Origin of the sequence: Streptomyces sp. GMY02 (assembly GCF_019056675.1) — a bacterium.
Classification (GTDB): domain Bacteria; phylum Actinomycetota; class Actinomycetes; order Streptomycetales; family Streptomycetaceae; genus Streptomyces; species Streptomyces odonnellii.
This window is the reverse complement of the sequence record NZ_CP077658.1, coordinates 1,704,104-1,727,439: the sequence shown is the minus strand read 5'-3', so window position 1 is coordinate 1,727,439 and position 23,336 is coordinate 1,704,104. Positions and strand designations below refer to the sequence as shown.

At 71.4% G+C, this 23,336-nt stretch carries 19 protein-coding genes and 2 pseudogenes; 13 read left to right on the top strand and 8 right to left on the bottom strand.

The window, feature by feature from the left end:
- Positions 1-36: 36 nt before the first annotated feature.
- Positions 37-1,968 carry a trypsin-like peptidase domain-containing protein gene (locus KQY30_RS07255; protein WP_217306128.1) on the bottom strand — a complete coding sequence of 644 codons (1,932 nt, stop codon included), beginning with the start codon at positions 1,966-1,968 and terminating at the stop codon, positions 37-39.
- 251 nt (positions 1,969-2,219) lie between these two features.
- Positions 2,220-2,531 (bottom strand): annotated as a pseudogene (locus KQY30_RS37095) (CU044_2847 family protein); the annotation flags it as partial.
- Positions 2,532-2,652: 121 nt separating this feature from the next.
- Between KQY30_RS37095 and KQY30_RS07245 the strand changes: the two are divergent.
- Positions 2,653-3,414: a helix-turn-helix domain-containing protein gene (locus tag KQY30_RS07245; protein WP_217306127.1), complete on the top strand. Its 762-nt coding sequence runs from the start codon at positions 2,653-2,655 to the stop codon at positions 3,412-3,414.
- Here KQY30_RS07245 and KQY30_RS07240 read toward each other — a convergent pair.
- On the bottom strand, positions 3,354-3,704 hold the full coding sequence (locus KQY30_RS07240; RefSeq protein ID WP_254407546.1) for a VOC family protein: 351 nt from the start codon (positions 3,702-3,704) through the stop codon (positions 3,354-3,356). The genes KQY30_RS07245 and KQY30_RS07240 overlap by 61 nt on opposite strands.
- 309 nt (positions 3,705-4,013) lie before the next feature.
- Between KQY30_RS07240 and KQY30_RS07235 the strand changes: the two genes are divergently transcribed.
- Entirely contained in the window at positions 4,014-5,018 is a 1,005-nt protein-coding gene (locus KQY30_RS07235) for a response regulator transcription factor (RefSeq protein WP_217306125.1), read from the top strand.
- Positions 5,011-6,123, top strand: a complete 1,113-nt coding sequence (locus KQY30_RS07230; protein ID WP_217306124.1) for a sensor histidine kinase KdpD — start codon at positions 5,011-5,013, stop codon at positions 6,121-6,123. Before KQY30_RS07235 ends, KQY30_RS07230 begins: the two co-directional genes overlap by 8 nt.
- Before the next feature lie 165 nt (positions 6,124-6,288).
- On the opposite strand, the gene KQY30_RS07225 is transcribed toward KQY30_RS07230, so the two are convergent.
- Positions 6,289-7,176 (bottom strand): S1 family peptidase, encoded by an 888-nt coding sequence (locus KQY30_RS07225; RefSeq protein WP_217306123.1) that lies wholly within the window; start codon positions 7,174-7,176, stop codon positions 6,289-6,291.
- Between the two features lie 1,073 nt (positions 7,177-8,249).
- On the opposite strand from KQY30_RS07225, the gene KQY30_RS07220 reads away from it, so the two are divergent.
- Positions 8,250-8,528, top strand: coding sequence for a DUF1232 domain-containing protein (locus KQY30_RS07220; RefSeq protein ID WP_217306122.1), 279 nt, complete (start codon positions 8,250-8,252; stop codon positions 8,526-8,528).
- Positions 8,529-8,867: 339 nt separating this feature from the next.
- On the opposite strand, the gene KQY30_RS07215 is transcribed toward KQY30_RS07220, so the two are convergent.
- Positions 8,868-9,134 (bottom strand): hypothetical protein, encoded by a 267-nt coding sequence (locus KQY30_RS07215; RefSeq protein WP_217306121.1) that lies wholly within the window; start codon positions 9,132-9,134, stop codon positions 8,868-8,870.
- Between KQY30_RS07215 and KQY30_RS07210 the strand changes: the two genes are divergently transcribed.
- The 7 genes from KQY30_RS07210 to KQY30_RS07180 all read left to right on the top strand — a co-directional run bounded on the left by KQY30_RS07210 (position 9,126) and on the right by KQY30_RS07180 (position 15,984).
- Complete coding sequence (locus tag KQY30_RS07210; protein ID WP_217306120.1) at positions 9,126-10,814, top strand: glycoside hydrolase family 13 protein; 1,689 nt, start codon at positions 9,126-9,128, stop codon at positions 10,812-10,814. The two genes, KQY30_RS07215 and KQY30_RS07210, sit on opposite strands and share 9 nt — an antisense overlap.
- Positions 10,815-10,852: 38 nt before the next feature.
- A complete protein-coding gene (locus KQY30_RS37365) occupies positions 10,853-11,113 on the top strand; it encodes a hypothetical protein (protein ID WP_217306119.1) in 261 nt (86 codons plus the stop codon).
- On the top strand, positions 11,082-11,294 hold the full coding sequence (locus tag KQY30_RS07200) for a hypothetical protein (RefSeq protein ID WP_217311534.1): 213 nt from the start codon (positions 11,082-11,084) through the stop codon (positions 11,292-11,294). The genes KQY30_RS37365 and KQY30_RS07200 overlap by 32 nt, the downstream gene beginning before the upstream one ends.
- Positions 11,291-11,719 carry a hypothetical protein gene (locus tag KQY30_RS07195; RefSeq protein WP_217306118.1) on the top strand — a complete coding sequence of 143 codons (429 nt, stop codon included), beginning with the start codon at positions 11,291-11,293 and terminating at the stop codon, positions 11,717-11,719. Before KQY30_RS07200 ends, KQY30_RS07195 begins: the two co-directional genes overlap by 4 nt.
- A gap of 581 nt (positions 11,720-12,300) precedes the next feature.
- Positions 12,301-12,648, top strand: coding sequence for a Dyp-type peroxidase domain-containing protein (locus KQY30_RS07190; protein WP_217306117.1), 348 nt, complete (start codon positions 12,301-12,303; stop codon positions 12,646-12,648).
- Positions 12,649-12,952: 304 nt separating this feature from the next.
- On the top strand, positions 12,953-14,068 hold the full coding sequence (rsgA, locus tag KQY30_RS07185) for a ribosome small subunit-dependent GTPase A (protein WP_217306116.1): 1,116 nt from the start codon (positions 12,953-12,955) through the stop codon (positions 14,066-14,068).
- A gap of 356 nt (positions 14,069-14,424) precedes the next feature.
- Complete coding sequence (locus KQY30_RS07180; protein ID WP_217310823.1) at positions 14,425-15,984, top strand: DNA-3-methyladenine glycosylase 2 family protein; 1,560 nt, start codon at positions 14,425-14,427, stop codon at positions 15,982-15,984.
- Positions 15,985-16,297: 313 nt separating this feature from the next.
- Here the strand turns inward: KQY30_RS07180 and KQY30_RS07175 are convergent, their stop codons facing one another.
- Positions 16,298-17,299 (bottom strand): helix-turn-helix domain-containing protein, encoded by a 1,002-nt coding sequence (locus KQY30_RS07175; protein WP_217306115.1) that lies wholly within the window; start codon positions 17,297-17,299, stop codon positions 16,298-16,300.
- Positions 17,300-18,202: 903 nt separating this feature from the next.
- On the opposite strand from KQY30_RS07175, the gene KQY30_RS07170 reads away from it, so the two are divergent.
- Both KQY30_RS07170 and KQY30_RS07165 read left to right on the top strand, forming a co-directional pair.
- Positions 18,203-19,615 carry a protein phosphatase 2C domain-containing protein gene (locus tag KQY30_RS07170; RefSeq protein WP_254406998.1) on the top strand — a complete coding sequence of 471 codons (1,413 nt, stop codon included), beginning with the start codon at positions 18,203-18,205 and terminating at the stop codon, positions 19,613-19,615.
- A gap of 270 nt (positions 19,616-19,885) precedes the next feature.
- Complete coding sequence (locus tag KQY30_RS07165; RefSeq protein ID WP_217306114.1) at positions 19,886-20,287, top strand: ATP-binding protein; 402 nt, start codon at positions 19,886-19,888, stop codon at positions 20,285-20,287.
- A 302-nt stretch (positions 20,288-20,589) separates the two neighbouring features.
- On the opposite strand, the gene KQY30_RS07160 is transcribed toward KQY30_RS07165, so the two are convergent.
- Positions 20,590-21,648 carry a DUF2637 domain-containing protein gene (locus KQY30_RS07160; protein ID WP_217306113.1) on the bottom strand — a complete coding sequence of 353 codons (1,059 nt, stop codon included), beginning with the start codon at positions 21,646-21,648 and terminating at the stop codon, positions 20,590-20,592.
- A 208-nt stretch (positions 21,649-21,856) separates the two neighbouring features.
- Positions 21,857-22,704 (bottom strand): annotated as a pseudogene (locus KQY30_RS07155) ((2Fe-2S)-binding protein).
- Between the last annotated feature and the right edge of the window lie 632 nt (positions 22,705-23,336).

Below are 23,336 nucleotides of genomic sequence, written 5' to 3'. Positions count from 1 at the left end.
GGGTGTCAAGGGCCCTGTTAGGGTTGGCGGCTCGGCTCAGCTCACCGGCGACCGGCTCAGCCGGGCGACATCCGGGAACCAGCGCGGATCGTCCCAGACGAAGGACAGCTCCGCCGCCCAGTGCGGTTCCGGACCCTCATGGTGGAACGCCCGCTTGCGCAATTCGAAGATCCGCTCGGGCAGTTCGCCCGGCGGGAGGACGGAGAGCTGCTCGGCCAGCCTGTTCAGGAACTCCTCGCCCTGGCAGGACGCCCCGCACAGCGCGCCCCCGGGACAGCCCGTGCGCGGCCACAGCACGATCGGCGCCGGAGCGTCGAGCACCGCGCCGTACAGCGCCCGGTCGCGCGGGCCCTTCGGTGGTCTGGTCAGCCCCACCGGGCCGGCCACGTCCTGGAGTTGTACGGTCAGCCGGTCGGGCCTGACCGTCCCCGAACAGGTGATCCGGTGGACGGCCGAGCCCGGCTGCCGGTCGAGCACGTCCCAGATCTTCTTCAACCGGTACTGGAGCCGGCCGCTGGCCCGCCGGTCGTGGTCCATCACCACCACGGGCGCCACACACCCCAGCGGTGTGCTCATGCTCTTGCGCCCCGTCCACTGGTCGACCGGCTGGTTGAGCCAGCCGCGCGGCAGGGCGAACGCGATCAGTTCCCTGCCCTCGGTGTCGATCTCCGCGAACGCGTCGTCGATCCGCTCCAGCACCCAGCCCCGTACCTCCCGCTTCGCGAGCCGCTGCTGGCCGACCAGCCGGCGGCTGCCGTCGCGGTACGCGGACACCTCGACCAGCAGGGCGCCGCGGTCGGCGCCGCTGCGTCGGATCTCCACCAGGATGGGCGACCAGCGGCGGGCGGGCGCGTCGGGAGCGAAGGCCGGCGGGGCGAGGGGCGTCTGTTCCGTCCGGGAGGGGGCTGCCGGAGGTACGGGCGGTACGAGCGGTACGGACGGCTCAGGAGCCGAAGGAGCCGAAGGAGTCGCAGGGGCGACAGGGGTCAGCAGGGCTGTCGGGGGCGCCAGGGCTGCTGGAGCGACAGGGGCCAGCAGGGCTGTCGGGGCCGTCGCCGCGTCGTGCCGCGACCGGTGTGCGCGCGACCAGTCGCGCAGCTCGCGGGCCAGCCTCTCGTCACCGGCCGAGCCAGCCAACCCGGCCAGCCGTACCGCCAGTTCGGCGAGCGGCAGCGCCCCCGGCCCCGGTGTCGACTCCGACAGCAGATACCAGACCGCCTCCCACACACTGCGCGGCTCCACCGCCGGCGGCTCGACCCCCAGCGGCCCGGCCGCCGCGCGCACCAGAGGCCCGAGCGGCCCGGGAAGCGCCGGACAGCGGGCCACCAGCTCGCGCAGCCGCCGCTTCTCCTCCGCCGGATAACCGGGCGTGGGCACCAGATCGGCCAGCACAGCCCAGTGCCGGGCGAGCACCTGCGCCGGGATCATCCGGCCGTTGCGGGTCACCGGGTCGTGCGCGACGACCATGCCGACCACCGTGCCCCCGCCCTCCAGCATCACGGCCGCACCGCTGAAACCGCGGTCGGTCTCCTGCCCGAACCCCTGCCAGAATTCGAACTGCGCCCACTCGTCGCTGATCAACTGACGTGAGGTGGCCCGTAATTCGCTCTGGACGCCCTCCTCGCCGTAGCCGTCGGGGAAGCCGTACGCCACCAGCTTCGGGGCTTCGGACGCGTAGGGCGCGCCGAGGGCGGCGAACACGGCGGGCACGATGTCGACCGCCCGATCCAGTTCCAGTACGGCCAGATCGCCCCGGTCGCGGTCGCCGCCCGCCCACGCGCCGCGGTCCACGACCCGGGCCGGGACCGGGCCGGTCTCGGGGGCGCCGGGGAAGACCACCTCCGCCCGGTCGCGGTAGCGCATCACATGGGCGCAGGTCAGCACCGTACGGTCGGCGACGAGAAAGCCGGAACCCTCCACCGCGCCATCGACGTCGATCCGCGCGTGCCAGGCCGGAGAACGCGTCACCGCCCGGCCGTCCCCGGACGCCGCCCTGCCGTGTCCGGCGGCTGCGCTGCGGTGTCCGATGGCTCCGTTGCCGTGTCTGGTGGCTGCGCTGCGGTGTCCGATGGCTCCGTTGCCGTGTCTGGTGGCTGCGCTGCCGTGTTCGGACGCGGCGCCACCGCATCCGGACGCGACCCGGCCGTCCCCGGATGGGGTTCGGCCGCGCCGGCTGTTCCGGGATCGGTTCCGGTGGCTCCGGACGCGCCGGCCGCTCCCGGATTCCAGGAGAGCTTCACCGTCATGTGCCCCTCCGCCGAGGTCTTGGCGATCACCGCCCCGGCCTCCGCAACGAGCTTCACCCCGAACTCCAGCTCCACACCGTCCGGTCGGAGCGAGCCGTCCCGGAACACCGCGAGGGCCGACTCCGCCGCCGTACGGATCCCCTGGAGCGCCTCGTCGAACGTACGGCCCGCCTGCGCAAGGGAGTTGCCGCCCCGCCCGACCGGTCTGGCGCCGGGCGCGTCACGCTCGACCTCGACCAGGACCGTGGCCCCGCCGTCGGTGGTGAACTCCATCAGTGCTGTCATCGCCGCCCCGTGATCGATTCGCCCGCACGTCCCCGGTAGCCGCCGGCCGGGAACCGGACTGGCCGGACCGTCCATTCTGGATCAATGGGCGCGCGCTCGGGGAGGGTTTAGCCTCATCCATGTGTACGACGAAAGGGCATCGCGGCTCGACGGCGCGTTCGTCTGGACGCGGACCGTGCCGGCGGGCGGCGGAGCCGTGCCGTATCCCGTGCTGCCCGACGGCTGTATGGACCTGTTGTGGATCGGGGACACACTGCTGGTCGCCGGGCCCGACACACGGGCGTACGCGCCCCAGGGCATCGGCGGGCAGTACTGCGCCGGAGTGCGCTTCGCGCCAGGGACCGCGCCCGCGCTCCTCGGCGTACCGGCGCACGAGCTGCGCGACCGGCGCGTGGAACTGGCCGATCTGTGGTCACCCGCCGAAGTACGCCGACTCACCGCGCGGCTCGTGTCCGCCACGGACCCGGCGGAGGCGCTGGAGGCCGTGGCGCTGCGCCGGGCGGCGACGTCCGGGCCGCCGGACCCGCTGCTGCGGGCGGTCGTCGACGGCCTGAACGCCGGTCGTACGGTCGCGGCGACCGCCGACGCCGTCGGCCTCGGCGCCCGGCAGCTCCACCGCCGCTCCCTCGACGCCTTCGGCTACGGCCCCAAGACGCTCGCCCGGGTGCTGCGGCTCCAGCGGGCCCTCGCCCTCGTACGGGCCGGAAAGCCGTACGCCGAGGCCGCGCTCGCCGCGGGCTGCGCAGACCAGGCGCACCTCGCCCGCGAGACCCGCGATCTGGCCGGGCTCACCCTCGGTGCCTACGCGGCGCTGGCGGACGCCTACGCGGCGCTCGCGAACAGGGACACCTCAACGCCGTCCGGGTCCAGGACCACCGCGTAACGCTGCCCCCACACCGCGTCCCACGGCTTGAGATGTCCCCGGTGGCCGGCCGCGACCAGAGCGTCGTACGTGGCGTCCACTTCGGCCGGACTCCCGCACAGGAAGGCGAGCCCGGCCCGCCCGCCGGCCTCCGGCCGGGTCCACCCGGGATCGTACGAGCGGACGGTCTCCTCGGTGTCCCAGAGGATCCGGAGGCCCCCGGGCAGCGACGCCTCGGCATGGGCCGCGGTGTCGGCATCGGCGGGTACGGGTACGCCGAGCGCCCGGTAGAAGGCGAGGGAGACGGCCATGTCGGCGACGACCAGCCCGATCGCGTCGAGCTGAGGGGCGAGCGGCGGCGCAGCGGGGGTGGTGCCCGGAGTGTTCGGCGTGTGCGGAGTGTTTGGGGTAGTCGTCATGCGCCCACGGTAGGAGCACCGGCCGGCCCGGTCTTGAACGAATCGGACGTCGAGCGGCACGCGCCTGGCGGCGTGGCCTCGTGGCGGCGCGACGTCGAGGTCCCGTCCCCGTGGTCCCGTGACGTCATGGCCCGGTGACGTCATGGTTTCGTAAGGAGGGAGGGGCGGTGACCCGCGTACCGCCCGAGGAGACTGATACGCATGCACACGATCCTGGTCGTCGACGACGATCCCACCGTCGCCGAGGTCGTCACCGGCTATCTGGAACGCGCCGGTTTCGCCGTGGACCGCGCGGCCGACGGGCCCGAGGCGCTGCGGCTCGCCGCCACGAGTCCGCCCGCGCTGGTGGTGCTCGATCTGATGCTGCCCGGTATGGACGGCCTGGAGGTGTGCCGGAGACTGCGGGCCCACGCGCCCGTACCGGTGATCATGCTGACGGCCCGGGGTGACGAGGACGACCGGATCCTGGGGCTGGAGGTCGGGGCGGACGACTACGTCACCAAGCCCTTCAGCCCGCGCGAACTGGTGCTCAGGGTCGAGTCCGTGCTCCGCCGCGGCCGTACCGGCGGCGCGGGACGGCCCTCGGGGCCGGTGCTGCGCCGCGCGGGCCTCGCCCTCGACCCGGCGGCCCGCCGGGTCACCAAGGGCGGCCATGTGATCTCGCTCACCCTGCGCGAGTTCGATCTCCTGGCCCACCTCATGCGTCATCCCGGCCGCGCGATCGACCGGGAGACGCTGATGCGCGAGGTCTGGGGCTGGGACTTCGGCGATCTGTCGACGGTGACGGTCCATGTACGCAGGCTGCGCGGCAAGATCGAGGACGACCCGGCCAAACCCCGGCTGATCCAGACGGTCTGGGGCGTCGGCTACCGCTTCGACACCCCGCCCGCCACGGATCCGCCCCCGGGCGCGGACGCGACGCCGGTACGGGGTGACGGCGAGGCGTTCGTACGAGCCGAGGGCGTGATGCCCATACGAGGTGAGGACGCGGCGCCCGTAAAGGGCGATGGCGCGACGCCCGCAGGGGGTGACGGCGCGGCGGCCGTACGACGTGACGGGCCGCCCGTACGAGGTGACGGCGCGGCGCCGGTGCCGCCGGGCCGTTCGGCTTCCGGGCCGTCCGATGACCCGGCCGGCATCCCCGTACCCGTACCTGTAGCCGTACCCGTATCCGTACGCACGTCCGAGGCCCCGCGCCATGCGTGACATGCTGCTCATCGCTCTGTTTGCGCTTCTCGGGGCCGGCAGCGCCGGGCTCGTGGGGGCGCTGGTGCTGCGGATTCTGCGGAACCGCAGCGTCGCGGTCTCGCTGACCGTCGTCGCCGCCGTCACCGTTCTCGCGATGCTCGCGGGCACGCTGGTCGTCGCGGAGGCGATGTTCCTGTCCACGCACGACCTGAGCGTCGTCACCACCGTCGCCGCCATGGCCGCCGTCGTGTCCCTTGCCACCGCGCTGCTGCTGGGCCGCTGGGTGGTCGCCCGCAGCCATGAACTGGCCCTGGCGGCCCGCTCGTTCGGCGACGGCGGCAGTTTCGCCGCACCCGACGGCGACTCCACCGCCGAACTCGCCGCACTGGGCCGGGAGCTGGCCGCGACCAGTGCCAAACTGGCGGCGTCCAGGGAGCGGGAGCGCGCGCTGGAGACCTCGCGCCGTGAGCTGGTCGCCTGGATCTCGCACGATCTGCGTACCCCGCTCGCCGGTCTGCGCGCCATGTCGGAGGCGCTGGAGGACGGGGTGGTCCAGGACCCGGACCGCTACTTCCGCCAGATCAGGGCCGAGGTCGAGCGGCTCAACTCGATGGTGGGCGATCTCTTCGAGCTGTCCCGTATCCATGCCGGCGCGCTCGCTCTCGTACCCACCCGGATGTCCGTGTACGACCTGGTCGGCGAGGCGCTCGCGGGCGCCGACCCGCTCGCGCGGGAGCACGGCGTACGGCTGGTGGGGGACCGTATCGAGGCCGTGCCGGTGGAGGTGGACGGCAAGGAGATGACCCGGGTCCTCGCCAACCTCCTCGTCAACGCCATCCACCGGACCCCGGCGGACGGCACGGTCGCCGTGGCCGCCGAGCGGCGCGAGGACAGTGTGGTCCTCTCCGTGACGGACGGCTGCGGCGGTATCCCCGCCGAGGATCTGCCGAGGGTGTTCGACACCGGCTGGCGCGGCACCCAGGCCCGGACACCGCCGGCGGGCGCGGGCCTCGGCCTCGCCATCGTCCGGGGCATCGTGGAGGCGCACGCGGGGCGCGCGGAGGTGCGCAATGTGACGGGCGGCTGCCGGTTCGAGGTCACACTTCCGGCGGCCACGGTATGACAGCGGTGGTGGCCTCGGAGCCGCGGCGACCTCGCGGCGGTGGTGACCTCGCTGCGGTGGTGACGTCACGGCGGTGGTGATCTCACAGCCGTAGCAACGCGCAGCGGGCCGCGCACCAGGTGCGCGGCCCGCCGGCTGAACGAGTTGTGACTGAACGAGTTGTGACTAGAAGACGCTCACGCCGTACGCGTTGAGGGCCTCGACCACCGGCTGGAAGAACGTGGTGCCGCCGGAGGAGCAGTTGCCGCTGCCGCCCGAGGTCAGACCCAGCGCGGTGCTGCCGGCGAAGAGCGAGCCGCCGCTGTCACCGGGCTCGGCGCAGACGTTGGTCTGGATCATGCCGTAGACGATCTGGCCGCTGCCGTAGTTGACGGTCGCGTTCAGGCCGGTGACCGTGCCGCTGTGGACACCCGTGGTCGAACCGCTGCGGCGGACGCTCTGGCCCACCGACGGGTTGGCCGCGCTGGTGATGTCCTGGTACGAGCCGTTGTACAGGTAGACCCGGCCATCGGCGTTCGCCGCGTTGGAGTGGCGGATGATGCCGTAGTCGTTGGTCGGGAAGCTCGTGCCGGCACGGGTGCCGATGTTCCAGGAGCTGCCGATGTTGGTGCAGTGTCCGGCGGTCAGCGCGTAGTACGTCGAGCCGCTGCGGACGTTGAAGCCGAGGGAGCAGCGGCTGCCGCTGGTCGTGATGGCCTCGCCGCCGGCGATGAGCTTGTTGAACTTGCCGGGGGTGTGCTTGACCGTGAGAGCCGTGTCGCCCACGGACTCCTTGATCGTGGCTATCTCCGCGTCCGAGACCGTGCTGTCGACGGTCACGACGATCTTGCCCGACGCCTTGTCCGTGTACCACGCGGTACCGGCGACGTCGGCGTCGAGGATGGCGGAGCTGGCTTCGGCGAGCTGGGCCGTGCTGGCCTTGGGCGCCGGGGCGGGGGCCGCGATGGCCGACGGGGCCGCAAGCGCGACCGCGGTCATCATGCCCGCGGCGGCGGCGAGGATCCGCACGCGTCCGGAGACCGCGCCGAGGGGGGACAAGCGCTTGAAGGTCACAACATCCTCCGTAGGTGGGGGAACACGGCCCGCTGGGTAAGCGGGCCGCTGCTGTGCGACCGTTCACCGCCATTCGGTTTTGGCCGTGAACCTGTCAATCGCACGCACTGAATCGTTGACTCCGTTTGGGGTTTGGGCAAGGCCCACTTCAGGACCGGCGGCGCAGAACGGCCGCCCCGGGCCGTGCGCGTGTCCGGTGCGGGGCCGAAGTGCGGTGACGGGGCGCCCAGTTGGCGGCGGCGGTCGGCCCGTCCTGGCACTCCCCAGTGAATTGCTGCAAAGCCCGCGCCGACGGGAGGATGGCTGGTGAGTGGCGGTCAGAACGCACGCTCAGCGTGAGAATCGGCTGAGATCGCCATTCGGCCATGCGGCCGGAGCATCACAATCACACATGCTTCACTGTGGGTACTGCTTGTATGACACAGCGGGTCCAGGGGGCGGGTGTACGTGACCGAAAGGCGGCCACGCGCTCGGGATACGGCTTGAATCTACGGGGGTAGATCGCCCGGCTCTGCGTCGTACCACCGAAATGCGCGCGTGTTGATCATGGCCGGATCTGGGCGGAGCCGAAGCGTCCGGGGGCGGAACGGCGGCGCCCGGCGCGTGGATTCGACCGGAGGGGCGCTCTTGCGGGGTGGCAGGGGCGTGTGCAGCGAATGGGGCGGACGGTCGGACCCTGATCCGGTCACGGGGGGCCGGGGGTGTTCGGGGGTGGCCGGGGTACTCGGGGGTGCTGGCGGATACCCGGGGGTAACGTACCGGCTGGTTGTACTGGTCGGTAGAGCGCGAGGGGCGGGCGGCGGGCGGGAGTTGGTGGGACTGGTGGGGTTGGCAGGGGTTGGCGAGTTCGGTGCGGGCTGGCGGGGGTTGGCGCCGGTTGGCGGGGCGGCTGGTCGGACGGCTGGGCGCTGTGGCTGTTCCGGTCGCAGCGCTCGCCCTTGTGGGGACTCTTCCGGTGACGGGCTCGTACCACGGGTGCGCCGGGGGTACGTAGGGGATGAACGGCGGCCGGACGGAAGGCCGCCCGGTCCCAGGGCTGCTGAGGCCCCGACAGCTTGAGCTGGGAGCCCGCCATGAGCAGCGAACTCCGGATCCTTCTCGCCGTGGCCGCCGTCCTGGCCGTACTGACCCTGGCCGGCGCGGTCACCCTCGCCGTCCGTCTGGTACGGGCCCGCCGCGACCTGCGCCGGGCGGGCCTGCCGGTGGAGAACCGCTGGGTGTTCTGGGCCGCGCTCGGCTACCTCGTACTGCCCGTGGACCTGCTGCCCGACCCGGTGTTCCTGGACGACATCGGAGTACTGCTGCTGGCACTGCGCACGCTGCGCCGTAAGCAGGGGGCCACGGGCGGCTGAGGGGACGGGGGGCGGGAGCGGTGTGGCGGCGGGCTGCCGCTTGCGGGTGCTGCCGGCGGGCGGCTACCGGCGGGCCGGACTGCGGTTAGGAGCGTGCTGGACTGCTGGCCGGTGGGCTGTGCAGGGCCGTCGGACGGGCCGCGGTGCTGGGCCGCCGGCCGGCCTGTCGCGGCCGGACCGTGGTGCCGGACTGTTGGCTGGGCTGTCGACTGGGACCGTCATGCCGGACTGGCTGCTTCCCTTGGTCGGCTCAGGGGATGATCGCACCGGCACCATGTCCAGTCAGTCCCAGCGTCCTTCATCCAGGCATCCCAGGATCCCGGCATGACACGAGAGGTATCAGTGACTCAGCATGCGTTCCCGGACGGCGGCGCACATGGCGGCGGTGACGTCATCGACAGCGTTACCGGTGGCGTTGTCGACGCCGACGCCGTTGCCGACCGCGTCGTCGGCCGTGACACCGACACCGGCACCGGCCATGACACCGAGATAGCCCGCGACATGGCTCGCGATGTAGCCCACGCGACAGACCGCGACATAGCCCGTGCGACAGACCGCGATCCCGAAGGCGTCGTCATCGCAGGAGTGACCGCCGCCATGCCCCACGCCGCCCACCGCGACTGGTGGCGCGAGTCCGTCGTCTACCAGGTCTACATGCCCAGCTTCGCCGACGCCGACGGCGACGGAATGGGCGACCTCCGGGGGATCACCGACCGGCTCGCCCATGTGGCGGACCTCGGCGCGGACGCCGTCTGGCTCACCCCCTTCTACCGCTCCCCGCTGGCCGACGGCGGCTATGACGTCGCCGACTACCGCCAGGTCGATCCGCGCCACGGCACCCTGGACGACTTCCGCGCGCTGCTGGCCCGGGCCCGGGAGCTGGGCCTCCGTACGATCGTCGACATCGTGCCCAACCACTGCTCCGAGCAGCACCCCTGGTTCGTCGAGGCCCTCGCCTCACCGCCCGGCTCGGCCGCGCGCGACCGCTTCATCTTCCGGGACGGCACCGGCCCGGACGGCGCGGAGCCGCCCGCCGACTGGCAGTCCAAGTTCGGCGGCCCGGCCTGGTCCCGGGTTCCCGATGGCCAGTGGTACATGCATATCTTCGCGGCCGAACAGCCCGATCTGAACTGGGAGAACCCCGAAGTCGTCGCGGAGTTCGAGGCCATCCTGCGCTTCTGGCTCGATCTGGGCGTCGACGGCTTCCGTATCGATGTGGCGCACGGCCTGCGCAAGGACCTCGACCCGCCGCTGCGCAACACGTACGGCGGCGACTCGGCCTCCCTCAACTCCCCGCCCAGCGGCGAGAACCACCCCTTCTGGGACCGCGACGAGGTCCATGAGGTCTACCGCCGCTGGCGGAAGATCACCGACTCCTACGCGCCGCCCCGGATCATGGTCGCCGAGGCCGGCGTCAGCGCCGGCAGGCTGCCGCTCTACACCCGCCCGGACGAACTCCACCAGGCGTTCAACTTCTTCCATCTGCGCTGCCCCTGGGACGCGGGCTCGTTCCGCGAGGTCATCGACACCTCGCTCGCCGGAGCGGCGGCCCATGGCACGCTGCCGACCTGGGTGCTCTCCAACCACGACGTGGTGCGCCACCGCACCCGTTACGCGGTGCCGGAGGGCACCGCCCTGCGCGGCTGGCTGATGACCGACGGCCGCGAACCGGCGCCGGACGACGACCGGGGCCGCCGCCGCGCCAGGGCCGCCGCGCTGCTCACCCTCGCGCTGCCCGGTACGACGTATCTCTACCAGGGCGAGGAACTGGGCCTGCCCGAGGTGGCCGACCTGCCCCGCGAAGCGCTGCGCGACCCGATGTGGGAGCGCACCGGCCGCACCGTGAAGGGCCGCGACGGCTGCCGGGTGCCGCTGCCCTGGACCAGGACCGGCTCGTCGTACGGCTTCGGGCCCGGCGGCAGTTGGCTGCCACAGCCCGGGGGATGGGGCGACTACTCGGTGGAGGCCCAGACCGGCGACCCGGACTCGTTCCTGGAGATGTACCGCACGGCACTGACCCTGCGCAGGCGCTTCCTCGGCGACGAGACATTCACCTGGCTGGAATCGGCGCCGGGCGAACTGGCCTTCCGCAAGGGGCGAGTCGCGGCCGACGGCAGGGCCGCCGCCCTGGAGTGCCGGATCAACCTCTCGGGAGAGCCGATCCCACTCCCTGTTCCTGATGAATCCCAACTCCTGCTGACCAGCGCCGAACTGACCCAGGACCAGGCAACCGCTCGACAGCTCCCCCCGGACACAGCGGTCTGGCTGACCAGCACGATTTCCTGACCGTACCTCTCACGTACCTCCCCGTCCTTCCCGAGCACATGTACCGCCGGGCCGTCCGTACTCCCCACGGACGGCCCGTTCAGGTCACCGACCGTCATCGACCGCCAGGATCGCCAACACTCTCGGGTGTCCGGCCGACCCGGTCGAGCGGCTTCGCGTACGACCCGCTGGGCACCCACACCGCCACCACGCTCGGCGGCCTCACGGTCGACGACCTGCACACGTACTATGCGGTGGCCGGTGCCACGCCGGTTCTCGTTCACAACTGTGGAGGCAAAGCAGCGCGCCTTTACGCTTGACGGACTTCCCAGTGCCGGGGGCGGTGCAGTAAAGGCGCTTGCATCGGCGAAGAAAACGCATCCCGGCTCGTCGCTCGAAACGCAATGGGAACTCTTTGAGATCGATAAGGCAGAACTGATGGGCAGGGTTGACTTCTACCCTTGGAACAGACGTCTTGGGGATTGGACGCCGTTCTCATGACGCTCGAACTGGTTCGCGGGTCCTTGCCGCTGGTCCTACCCGGGAAGTTCAAGCCGTGGAGTATTGAGCCGGGCCACAGTAAATTTCTCATGCGTGGCTTTCTGGGCGAGGAGGAGAGCGAGGAGCCGTCGCGGATTTTCGATGTCCTGTTCCAGGATGTGTCGCGCATTTCGCTCGCGGACCGGTATTCGGATCTATGGGTCTCTCTCGCTAGTCCGGAAAGAGTGAAAATCCTGGAGCAGAGGGCCGGAAGAAAATGGCCTGGTTCAAGAGTTTTCCTCCTGACGGAGGAGGATGAATGCGACTATATTGTAGCCGGATTTCTCTTCTGGGCAGAGGTGACGATTCATGCGCGAAATCGGAGTCCACTCCTTGAAGAGAGCCCCGATCCCCGTTCTGTCAAGGGAAGAATCTTCAGGGCATGAATGAGATGAGCGGTTGCTGAGATCACGGTGCTGCGTTTCTTGCCGCGTTTCGGTAACCCGCAGAGGAATCGCTTCCGTGACCATTGCTGAATCTCTGGGGGGTCCAGAAGCAACCCTGGAGCACGGCGGGTGGTCTCAGGAGTCATGCGGAATTCGTTATGAACTTTATGCGGCCCGGGAGTTGAAATGGGCCCAGGGGAATACAGGGCAAAGAAAGAGAAAGTTGCTCGAACTCTTCAAGCGTGTTGGACGCGCGACGGATCGATCATCAGTGTCCTGCGCCTGCTGGTGTCGGAGCTCGGTCCGAGAGATGACCTCGGGGCTATTGCATTTCGGTGTAGTTGGCTGTATGCATGATGCATTTGACATGTCGCTGGGGGAAGCGAAGAGAATCTCGCGATGGCATGCAATCGGAGGAGATCTCTCGGATTTGGAGATCGAACGGCGGATCGGCACTCTGGTGCCTCGCGAAAAGGAATCCTGACACCTGATTCTTTTCCTGGCTGAAAAGTTGAGAGTCTCGTGGTGATTTCGGTGAGGCTCTCCACGGGCATGCCGGACGGCCTGCTGGGCTGGTCGAGATGCTTTCGGGCGGGCGCGGGCTGGCTCGGAATCCGTTTCACTTCACCGAAGGGTTCGGGAATCCCGTCGGGGAGCGCGAGACCGCCGAGCGGGCTCTCGTACGGGCCGGGCAGGGCGAGCCCGAGTGGGCCGTCGGCGGGAGTTATCAGGTCGTACGGATCATCCGGTTCGCGACCGAACTGTGGGACAAGGACTGCTTTCGGCGGGACCTCGCCCAGGGCTTCGAGGCCGTACAGAAGCGGCTCGCAGGGGAAGCCATGGCCAAGTACCTGCTCACCACAGGCGGTGGCTACTTCTTCGTACCCCCGCCCGGCGACGCCTGGCTCGATGCCGTCGCACCGGCATGACGGGCATGACCGGCATGATGAGCAGGCGGGGAAAATCCCTTGGCACAGCCCCGGGCCGCCGGGCTAAAGTGTGACCGTTCCGTGCGGCGGTCAGTGGCCAGTAGGCCGACTGCCGCGTTCAGTCGTGTGTGACCAGGGAGGTGTGACCGATGGCTGTCGTTGTGATGGGCGCTGCCCGCATCCAGAAGTTCATCAAAAACACTCCCGTGGTCCCCGGCCGGCCGTTCTCCGGCTGACGTTCTCCCTCCTTCCGCGCCCAAGTGCGCGTGCCGGGGCCACCCTTGCCATCTCTGAAGGGTTCCCCTTGTCTTTCGATCTCGCCTCCTTCGAGGCTTCGTCCGCTTCGCATCCGCTCGCCCCGTACGGCTGGGACGACGGCTGGGACGCGGAGTTCGCACCGTACGCCCGGCGGGGGCTGCTGCCCGGGCGGGTGGTACGTGTCGACCGCGGGCAGTGTGATGTCATCACCGCCGACGGTGTGATCCGTGCCGACACCGCCTTCGTCACACCGCACGATCCGCTGCGGGTGATCTGCACGGGCGACTGGGCCGCCGTCGATCCGGCAGGCGGTGACCCCCGGTTCGTACGGGAGTATCTGCCACGGCGCACCGCCTTTGTACGGTCCACCTCCTCCCAGCGGTCCGAGGGTCAGATTCTGGCCGCGAATGTCGACCACGCGATCATCGCCGTATCACTCGCGGTCGAACTCGATCTCGGCCGCGTCGAACGCTTTCTGGCCCTCGGTTGGGAGAGCGGCGCGCTGCCGCTCATCGTGCTGACCAAGGCCGACCTCGTCACGGACGCCACCGTACTCGGCCATCTCGTCGACGACGTCATGACCACCGCGCCCGGCGTGCAGGTGCTCGCGGTCAGCGCGGCGACGGGGGAGGGGGTCGAGGTGCTCTCCGCCGTACTGTCGGGCGGTACGAGTGTGCTGCTCGGGGTCTCCGGTGCCGGAAAGTCGACCCTTGCCAACGCGCTGCTCGGCGACGAGGTGATGGATGTGCAGGCCACCCGCGACGTCGACGGCAAGGGGCGGCACACCACCACGACCCGCAACCTCCTCGCCATGCCCGGCGGCGGGGTGCTGATCGACACGCCCGGACTGCGGGGCGTCGGGCTGTGGGACGCGGAGACCGGGGTCGGCCAGGTCTTCTCGGAGATCGAGGAACTGGCCGGGCAGTGCCGGTTCCATGACTGCGCCCATCTGGCCGAACCGGGGTGCGCCGTGCTGGAGGCGGTGGAGGACGGTTCGCTGCCCGTACGCCGGCTGGAGAGCTACCGCAAGCTCCTGCGTGAGAACCAGCGCATCGTCGCCAAGACCGACGCCCGGCTACGGGGTGAGATCCGGCGCGAGTGGAAGCGCAAGGGCGCGGAGGGGCGCGCGGCGATGGAGGCCAAGCGCGGGCGGATGCGGTAGGCGCCGGCGCGGGACTGCGAGGGCCGATCGGCGTGAGGGCGGCCCGGCCAGTGGGGCCTTTAGGTGTACGGGCCGGATCGGCGCTGCCCGTACGCCGGGGTCCGTAACCCCGGCGTACGCCCGGGTCCGTACGGCATGGTCCGTGCGCCGGGGTCCGTGCGCCGGGGTCCGTACGCCCGGGTCCGTACGCCCGGGTCCGTGCGCCGGGGTTCGTACGGCGCGGCCCGTGCGCCGGGGTCCGTACGCCGATCGCGCCTCGCAAGCCGACTCGGCCCGGGACGGTGGGTGCGGCCAAGAACGTGCTGTCCGAAAACCGCGAGTGACCCGGGCGGTATCGGCGCACACTGGATCCTGTGATGGACGAGGAGACCAGATACGAGGCGGTCAGCAGCCGTGACGCGCGGTTCGACGGCGCGTTCTTCTTCGCCGTCGAGACCACCGGCATCTACTGCCGGCCGAGCTGTCCCGCGGTGACCCCGAAGCGGGAGAACGTACGGTTCTTCCCCACCGCTGCCGCCGCCCAGGGCAACGGTTTCCGTGCCTGCCGCCGTTGCAGGCCGGACGCCGTTCCCGGGTCGGCGGAGTGGAACGTACGCGCCGATGTTGTCGGCCGCGCGATGCGGATGATCGGCGACGGGATCGTGGACCGGGAAGGGGTGCCCGGGCTGGCCGGACGTCTCGGCTACAGCGCCCGGCAGGTCCAGCGCCAGCTCAACGCCGAACTGGGCGCGGGCCCCGTCGCCCTCGCCCGTGCCCAGCGGGCGCACACGGCGCGGGTACTGCTCCAGACGACCGGGCTTCCGGTCACGGAGATCGCGTTCGCGGCGGGCTTCGCGAGCGTGCGCCAGTTCAACGACACGATCCGGCAGATCTACGCCCGTACCCCGAGCGAACTACGACGCGAGTCCGGGACCGGGGGCAGGAGAACGACAGCGGTGGCCGGGGCGGCCGGGGTGGCGGTATCGGCACGGGGCGCGGGGCCGGTCGGGGCACGCGACGACGGGGGTCCCGGCGCCGATGATCGCTTCACAGGAGGCCGATCCGCCGACGTCCCAACTGCCGAAGTCTCAACTGACAAGGGTGGCAAGGCTGTTGGGCACCACGACCATGCGCCGTCCCCGGACGTGCCCGCCCTCACCAGGATTCCGCTGCGGCTCGCCTACCGGGGACCGTACGCCGCGCGCGAGGTCTTCGACCTGCTCGCCCGGGAGGCTGTCCCGTACATCGAGGAGGTGACTGGCGAGCCCGGGAACCGTACCTACGGCCGTACGCTACGGCTGCCCCACGGGCCCGGCATCGTCGCCGTCGACGAGGTGCTTCCGGCGGGCGCGGCGCAGGCCCGGGCCCGCAGCGGCTGGCTGGAGGCGCGGATCCACCTCACCGATCTGCGCGATCTCACCACGGCGGTACAGCGGTTGCGCCGCCTCTTCGATCTCGACGCGGACCCGTACGCCGTTGACGAACGCCTCGCTTCCGACCCACGGCTCGCGCCCCTCGTCGCGGCCCGGCCCGGACTGCGTTCGCCGGGGGCGGCGGAACCGGAGGAGTACGCGCTGCGCGCACTCGTCGGGTACGCGGCGGCCGGACGGCTCGTCGAACAGTACGGGGAGGACGTGCCGCAGCCGCGCGGCGGGCTCACCCGGCTCTTCCCGGAACCGGCGGCGCTGGTCGGCGATCCGGTAGCCGGTCCGCTCGCGACCGCGCTCGCCGACGGGTCCGTACGGCTCGATCCCGGAGCCGACCGTGACGAAGCCGAGCGGTTGCTTCTCGCCGTGCCCGGAGTCACCCCACGGACGGCCGCGCTGATCCGGATGCGGGCGCTCGGGGACCCCGATGTGGCGCCGGAGGGGGAGCAGGACGAGGAGGCGTGGCGGCCATGGCGGTCGTACGCGATGCGGCATCTGCGTGTGGGGTGAGCACACGTGGGGTGCGCACATGGGTGTTGGGCACATGGGAGCCGTTCACGTAGGTGCCGGGCACATGCAGGCAGCGCATATGTGGCCCGCGGACGTGTGCGCTGCGCACATGTGTGGGGACTGCCAGCGGGGCGGCGGCATGTGTGTACGGCCGTGCCCACATGGAGTGCCCACGCGTGGGGCGCACATGTCGTGTGGGGCACACGCATATGGGGCACGTGCATGCGGGATGCACACATGTGGGGTGCGCATGTATGGGGCGCGTGTGTGGCGGGTGCCCATGCGGTCCGTGCCCATGTGCGGTAGGCACACCTCACGTTCGCGTCCCCCGCGCCACCCACCCCCTCTCGTACGCGTGCCAGCCCAACTGCAGCCTGGTCGTCACCCCGCTCAGTTCCATCAGGCCCTTCACCCGACGTTGTACGGTCCGCAGGCCCAGGTCGAGTTGTTTCGCCACGCTCGCATCGGTCATCCCGGCCAGCAGCAGGGACAGGATCTCCAGATCCGTGGCGTCCGGAGCGGGAGAACCGCCCTCCGCCACCGCGCCGTCCGCGCCGAGCCGTAGCGGCAGCGCGTCGCGCCACACCGCCTCGAACAGCCCCATCAGCGACTCCAGCAGCCCGCTCGCGTGCACCACCAGGACCGCGGGGTCCGTCTCGCGCGCGCCACGGCCGGTCAGCGGCACCATCGCCAGGCTGCGGTCCGCGACCACCAGCTTCGTCGGCACCCGCTCGGTGACCCGTACCTGCTCGTCGCGCCCGAGCGCCGCGGAGAGTTCGGTGATACCGGCCGGGAGCGAGAGCACCTCGCGTTCGATCACCACCCGGTACGCGACCCCGCGCGCCGCCGCACGCTCTTCTGCCTTGTTGTCGACGCCCGTCACGGCCACGGGCTTTCCCGTGACCAGTGCGCAGACCTCCTCTGTCGCGCCGAGCTGGAGTTGCAGGAACCGGTGGGCCACCGCGCTCGCTCCCGTCACCACCTCGACCAGATCGTGCACGGCGGGCTCGGTGGCCTCGGCGCGGTACTCCTCGGCGAGCAGCACGGCGGCCAGTTCGGCCTGTTCCAGCTCATGGCGGTGCTGGGTGAGCAGCGCGCCGAGCGCGACGGCGGGCGGCGCCGCGACCCATCGGCCGGTACGGGACGAGGACTGCGCCGCCAGGCCCTGCCGCTCCAGCCGGCGCAGGGCCTGTTCGGTGTCCCGCTCGGGGAGCGCGAGCCGGTGCGCCAGATCGGCGACCTCCGCCGCGCCGATCGCCACCAGCGCGCGATACGCGGATTCCTGCCTCTCGTCGAGACCTATCGCTGCCAGCACCCCTGCTCCCCTCCCCGGACACAACCCCGACCCGGAAACACCCCGACCCGGAAACAGCTCGCTCCGGAAACACCCTCGCCCCGGACACAACCCCTGGTCCACCGCATGTCATGGCCGCCGTGGCGGATACCGGCCACGGCGTAAACCCGCCGTGCCACATCATCGCTGTTCGGTACGGCACTCTGCCAAGGTGGCGCCATCACAGCAGCAACAGACCCCGGTCATATGCCCTTTGGGTGCGGTTGGCCCGGATTTGCTCGGGGCAGTGAGGTGTGCGGGCCTTGTGTCCGCGCACCGGCCCGCGCTGGACCTGTGATGTCCGCCGGACGTCCTTCCCGTGGGGGGTGGGGCCGTCCGGCGGACTTGAATATTTCTGGATGCCCCGTTTTCGCACCCCCGGCGCGGTCGAAGATAGGGGCATGAGTCAGCAGGGGCAGACGCCGGCAGGCGACGACTGGTGGAACCGGTTGTACGACGATTCCGCACCCGACACCGGTCCCGGCGCCCCTTCGGGGGACACGCTCGACGACCGCTTCGACTCGGCGGCGGGCACGGTGGGTACGGCAGGGACGGCAGGTACGGGCGGCCGGGGTACGGCCGGTAGGCCGACGGAAGCGTCGAGCGCATCGGATCCGTACGGTACGTCCAGCGCACCGGATCCGTACGGTCCCGGCCGTGCGGGGCGCGACGGCGGCCGCAGGAGCGACGGGGTCGAAGCGCAGCGGCCCCGGGCCTGGTGGGAGCAGGTGCCGGACGAGCCGGCGGCACCGCCGTACACACCCAGCGACGCGAGGCCGCTGCCTGGCAGTACGAGCGCCCGCCGCGCGGAAAGTCCGGAGCGACCGGAACGATCCGAGTCGCCGGAGCGGCCTGAACGCCCGGATCCGCGCATGCCGGAGACCGGTGCGAAGCCCGCCCCCGGACCAGCCCCCGAACCGGCTCCGGGGCCCACCGCCCCCGGACCTGCCGCCTCCCGGCCCGCCGCTTCTGGCCCCGAGACCTCGGGAGCCAGTACCTCCGGCGCCATGGGCGACACCGTATGGCTGCCCCGGCAGTCGGGCCGCCCCTCCCAGTCGGGCCCCTCCCAGCCAAGCCCCTCCCAGCCGGGTCTCCCCCGCGAGCCCCTCCGCCGGAGCCGCCTGGGGTACGAGTCAGCCGCCGCGCCCCGAGCCCGAACCGGCCCCGGCCGTACCCCCGCCGACCCCGCAAGCACCCCCCGTACCCCCAACACCCCCGGCATCCCAGGCGCCGACGCCTCCCGTACCCCCAACACCGCCAGCATCCCCCACACCCCCGGCACCGCCGACGCCACCCGTACCCCCGAGCCCCGCCCGGCCCGCCGTCGTCACCCATCTCGGCGACCGGCCCCCGAAGTACCACCCCGAGCCCGCCACGCTGCCCGCCGCCGACGCCGCGCACCTGGACGCACTGGTCCCCGACACGGTCCTCGACGGCGCGTCCTACGGTACGTACACGCTGCGGGCCGTCTCTGTTCGAGGCGACTCCGCCCGCCACTGGGGTGAGCCCCGCGGGGACGCGCTGCTCACCGCCCGGTTCGGCACCGGTATCGAGGCGCTCGTGCTCGTGGCCGTCGCGAGTGGCGCCCGCGGCTCCGAGAGCGCGCACTTGGCCGCGGCGGATGTGTGTCACTGGATCGGCGGCGCGGTCGGGCGCAGCCACAGTCGGCTCTCCGAGGACATAAGGGCTGGTCGCAGGGGTGATCTCAAATCAGGGCTGCACCGGCTCACGGACCGCGGCTTCGGCAGGCTCCGCGCCCGCGCCGCCGAACTGGCCCTGGAGCCCGAGGAGTACTCCGCGAGCCTGCGCTGTCTGCTGCTCTCCGCCGACCCGGAGTGCCGGACGCGGGTGTTCTTCGGGGTCGGCGGCGGTGGTCTCTTCCGGTTGAGGGACGGGGTGTGGCACGACCTGGAACCAGCCCTCCCCGAGCCCGACGCCGTCACCGGTGACCCGGTCGTCGGCTTCGGCTCCCCGTCCGCGGAGACTCCGGGGCGGGACCAGCTCACCATGGACCTGGCGATCAGCAAGCCCCCGTCCCCCTATATAGAGGGGCCGTTGCCGCCGCAGTCCGAGCCGTTCCGGTTCCGGGCCTCGGTCGCCAGGCCGGGCGACACGCTCCTGCTGTGCAGCGGCGGCTTCGCGGAGCCGCTGCGCGGTGAGCCCGCCCTCGCCGAGGAACTGTCCGCGCGCTGGGCCCGTAGCGGCCCGCCCGGACTGACCGAGTACCTCGCGGACGTGCAGCTCAGGGTCAAGGGGTACGCCGACGACCGCACCGCGGTGGCGGTCTGGGAGCAGTAGCAGTCGACTCCTGAGCACGAGCAACCACGGGCAAGCACGGGCAGTCGACTTCTGCCCGGCCGTCGCACGCCACGACGCACCCCGCTGCCGACGTCCTGCGTCCGCCTCGGCCGGGTGCCTCCGACCCAGTGTGGCGAGTAGGTGACGTACGCCATGGATGCCGTCATGAGTGCTGTGATCGGCGTGGGGGAATGCTCAGGGGGAGGCACTCGGCAACAGCGGGCGTTCGGGAACAGCAGCCGTCACCGGTACCAGCGGGGGGACAGGACCATGACAGGGCTACTGCGCAGACTGGGAGGTGCCGATCTCGCGGCCGTGCCGGAGGTGCGCCACGCCTTGCGGCAGATGCTGCGGCACTGGCGGGAGCGGGACTCCGCGGAGGTGGCGGAACTGCTGGTGAGCGAGCTGGTCACCAACGCGCTGGTGCATACGGAGCAGGGCGCCGTGGTCACGGCGACCGTCGCGGACTCCCGGCTGCGGGTCGAGGTACGGGACTTCGTCGCCGCGCTCCCCGCGCCACAGGCCAGGCCGGGGACACTGCCCCCGGTGGCCGAGGACGCGACGAACGGCCGAGGACTGGCGCTGGTGCGGAGTCTGGCGGACGACTGGGGGGTACGGGCCAGACCGCTGGGCAAGGTGGTCTGGTTCGAGATGCACGGCGAGGCGGCGTAGAGCGAGGCGGCGCAGGGCGCCGGCGCAGCCGGGGAACACACTGCCCCGGCCCACATGGCGTCAGCCCACATGGTGTCCGGCCACATGGTGTTCGCCCACATGGCGTCAGCACACACCACCCAGCCACACATCACCTCGGCCACACACCCACCCCGGACCACACACCGCGTCGGCCACACACCGGCCCGGACCACACCGCCCCCGGCCACACACAACAGCGGACCGGCGCGACGGTTGTCCGTCACACCGGTCCGGGTGCTGTGCCTGCTGAGGCGGCTCAGCCGAACTCCCGCTCGGGCTGATCAGCCGAACTGCCGCTCCAGGTCCGTGAGTTTGCGCTCCAGGGAGTCGAGCCTCGGCAGAGCCTGGGTGTCGTCCTCAGCGGTCAGATCCACCGTACGGGTCTCACCGCCCTTGGAACCGACGGCCTGAAGGGAGAGCCGCGATCGCTGTGGTAGCTGAGTCTGCTCTGCTATGGCAGGCTCCGCGGCGGCTTCGACGGCTGCCGGGGAACCCGACCCGCCGCTCCCCACCGGAAGGGGCACCTGACGGCCGCCGCGGCCGAGCCCCCAGGCCCGGTGCTGCCGGTTCAGCGCCTTGATCTGCGCGCGGTCCAGCTTCTGCTGCTCGCGCCTGCGGTGCCGGTTCTGCTCCTTCTGACGGCGGTCCTCGCGCACCTCGTCGACAGCCTCGTCCAGCGTCCGTACGCCTTCGAGCAGCATCAACGACCAAGCGGCGAAGGTCTCGCGGGGCGCGCGGAGCCACCGTACGATCCGGATCTGCGGCAGCGGGCGGGGGACCAGCCCCTGCTCGCGCAGCGCCGCCCGGCGGGTCTGCTTCAGCGCGCGGTCGAAGAGGACAGCGGCCGAGAGCGACATGCCGGCGAAGAAGTGCGGGGCGCCGTCGTGGCCGAGGCCCCGGGGCGCGTGCACCCAGTTGAACCAGGCGGCGGCACCGGCGAACGTCCACACCAGCAGACGCGAACCGAGGGCCGCGTCACCGTGGCTGGCCTCGCGCACGGCGAGCACCGAGCAGAACATCGCGGCACCGTCGAGACCGAACGGGACGAGATACTCCCAGCCGCCACTGAGGCTGAGGTTTTCCTGGCCGAAGCCGACCAGGCCTTTGAACGAGAGGGCGGCGGCGACTGCCGCACAGCAGAAGAGAAGTGCGTACGAGGCGGCGCCGTAGATCGTCTCCTTCCTTCTGCGGCGTTCTTCACTGCGTTCCCATGAATCCTCGGCCGCGGCCTTGTCACCGGCGCGCTTACCGCGCGCGAGCACTGCCACCGCCACCAGGACTCCGACGATCAGCACGCCGACGGGAAGCAGCCAGTTCAGCGATATGCCGGTCAGTTGCATGCGGTGTTCCTTGCATCGCAGGGCGTTTTCGGGCGCCATATTGGCGCAAGAGCGGTGCCGCTCTGGGGGTTTTGGAGCAAGAAGACGCCAACGAGGTGGTGGGGCACACAGTTGGGCGTGATCAATCAGAACTGCCGCACGGCGGGCGGCGGTCACGTTCGATTAATATCACCCTAGCGGGTGGCTTGGCTTCTCGGGTGACGCGGGGTCAGGCCCCGGCGCTCAACTTCCGGACACGGTCGGCATCACACGTACGCGGACACGTCACACATGTGTCCTCGGGGCGCAGTGTGTAGAACAGGCAGCAGCTCGCGCGGTCGCGGGTCGGCAGCGATTCGCCCTGGGGACCGGTCAGTTCACGGAAGGCGGCGGTACCGACGTACGGCCCGGCCGTGCCCGGCAGCAGCAGTTCGAGCTCGGCCATGGCGCGCCGCTCCTCGCCCAGCAGGTGTGCCACGTACCACAGGCCCTCGACGATCTCGTCGGTCGCCATGCCCCACAGCGCTCTGTTGCCGCGTCGCATCCGGGGGCGAAGCCGTCGAGGACCGGGCCGAGGTGTTCGGCCGCGGCCGCGCGCACCTCGGCGCGCAGGGCCTCTTCGTCCGGTACGACGCGGGCGCCGGGCAGCGCCGCCGCGGGGTCGTCCGGCAGGCACGCGAAGTCCTCGACGCGGACGCTCATCCGGCCGAGGGCGCGCTGGAAGAAGACGTTCCCGACGGGGACCCGGGGCACCCGGCGGTGCAGGAACCAGGGCACGGTGATCAGCAGACAGGCCGGCCAGGCGTAGCGGTGCAGGGCGAATCCCGCGATGACATCGGGGCGCGCGGGCTTGCCGTAGTCGCGCCGGACCTGCGCGTCGTCCCAGGCCAGGAAGGTGTCGAGGGCCGCACCGCCCGCTGCGAGATCGGCCGCGCCCACCCAGCCGCCACCGAGCGGGGGCCGGGCACCGTCGCTGAGCAGATCGATGCTCAGCGAGGGAAACACCTCGGTCATACGGGCGTACGCGTCCGCCACGGGGCAGGTGAGAACGCCGGGCAGCAGAGTGGGCACGGTCATGCAGGGGACCACCGAATCGGGATCGTTTGCAGGTAAGCCTTACCTTACCCGATGTGGTCGGGTTTGAACTGCGCCGGGGGCGGCCTATCGTGCACACATGACTCCGGCACCAGACCGGACGAATGGTGTGGGAACGGGCGGAGGCGGGACGAGTGGACGGGCGCAGCGGTACGGGCGAAACGGCGACGCCGCGCCTGTACGGTTCCGGGGCCGCGGGGGGTACGGGCGCCGAATCGGCGCCGGTCCCCGGTGTCGGCTCCGAGACCGCCCAGGACGCCGGGTCCGACTCTGGCCCGGACGCCGAGTCCGGTTCCGGCCCGGACACCGGGTCTCGTTCCGTGGTCGGCTCTGACGGGGCCCCCGGCTCGCTGCCCGATTCCGAGGGCGGCTCCACGCCCGTACCGGAGCCCCGTACCGAACCGGAAACCGGTCCCGAAGCCGACTCGGCACCCCGAGTCGGTTCGGCACCCGAAGCCGACTCGGCACCCGGATCCGAGGGCTCGACCGGATCCCGGGGCTCGGAGTGCGTGCCCGGGCAGGGCAGGCCACCGGCCGGTGAAATGGCCTCGACCTCCGGCCCGGCCCCGGCTTCCGGCCCGGCCCCCGACCTGGCCCCGGCCCCCGGCCCGGCC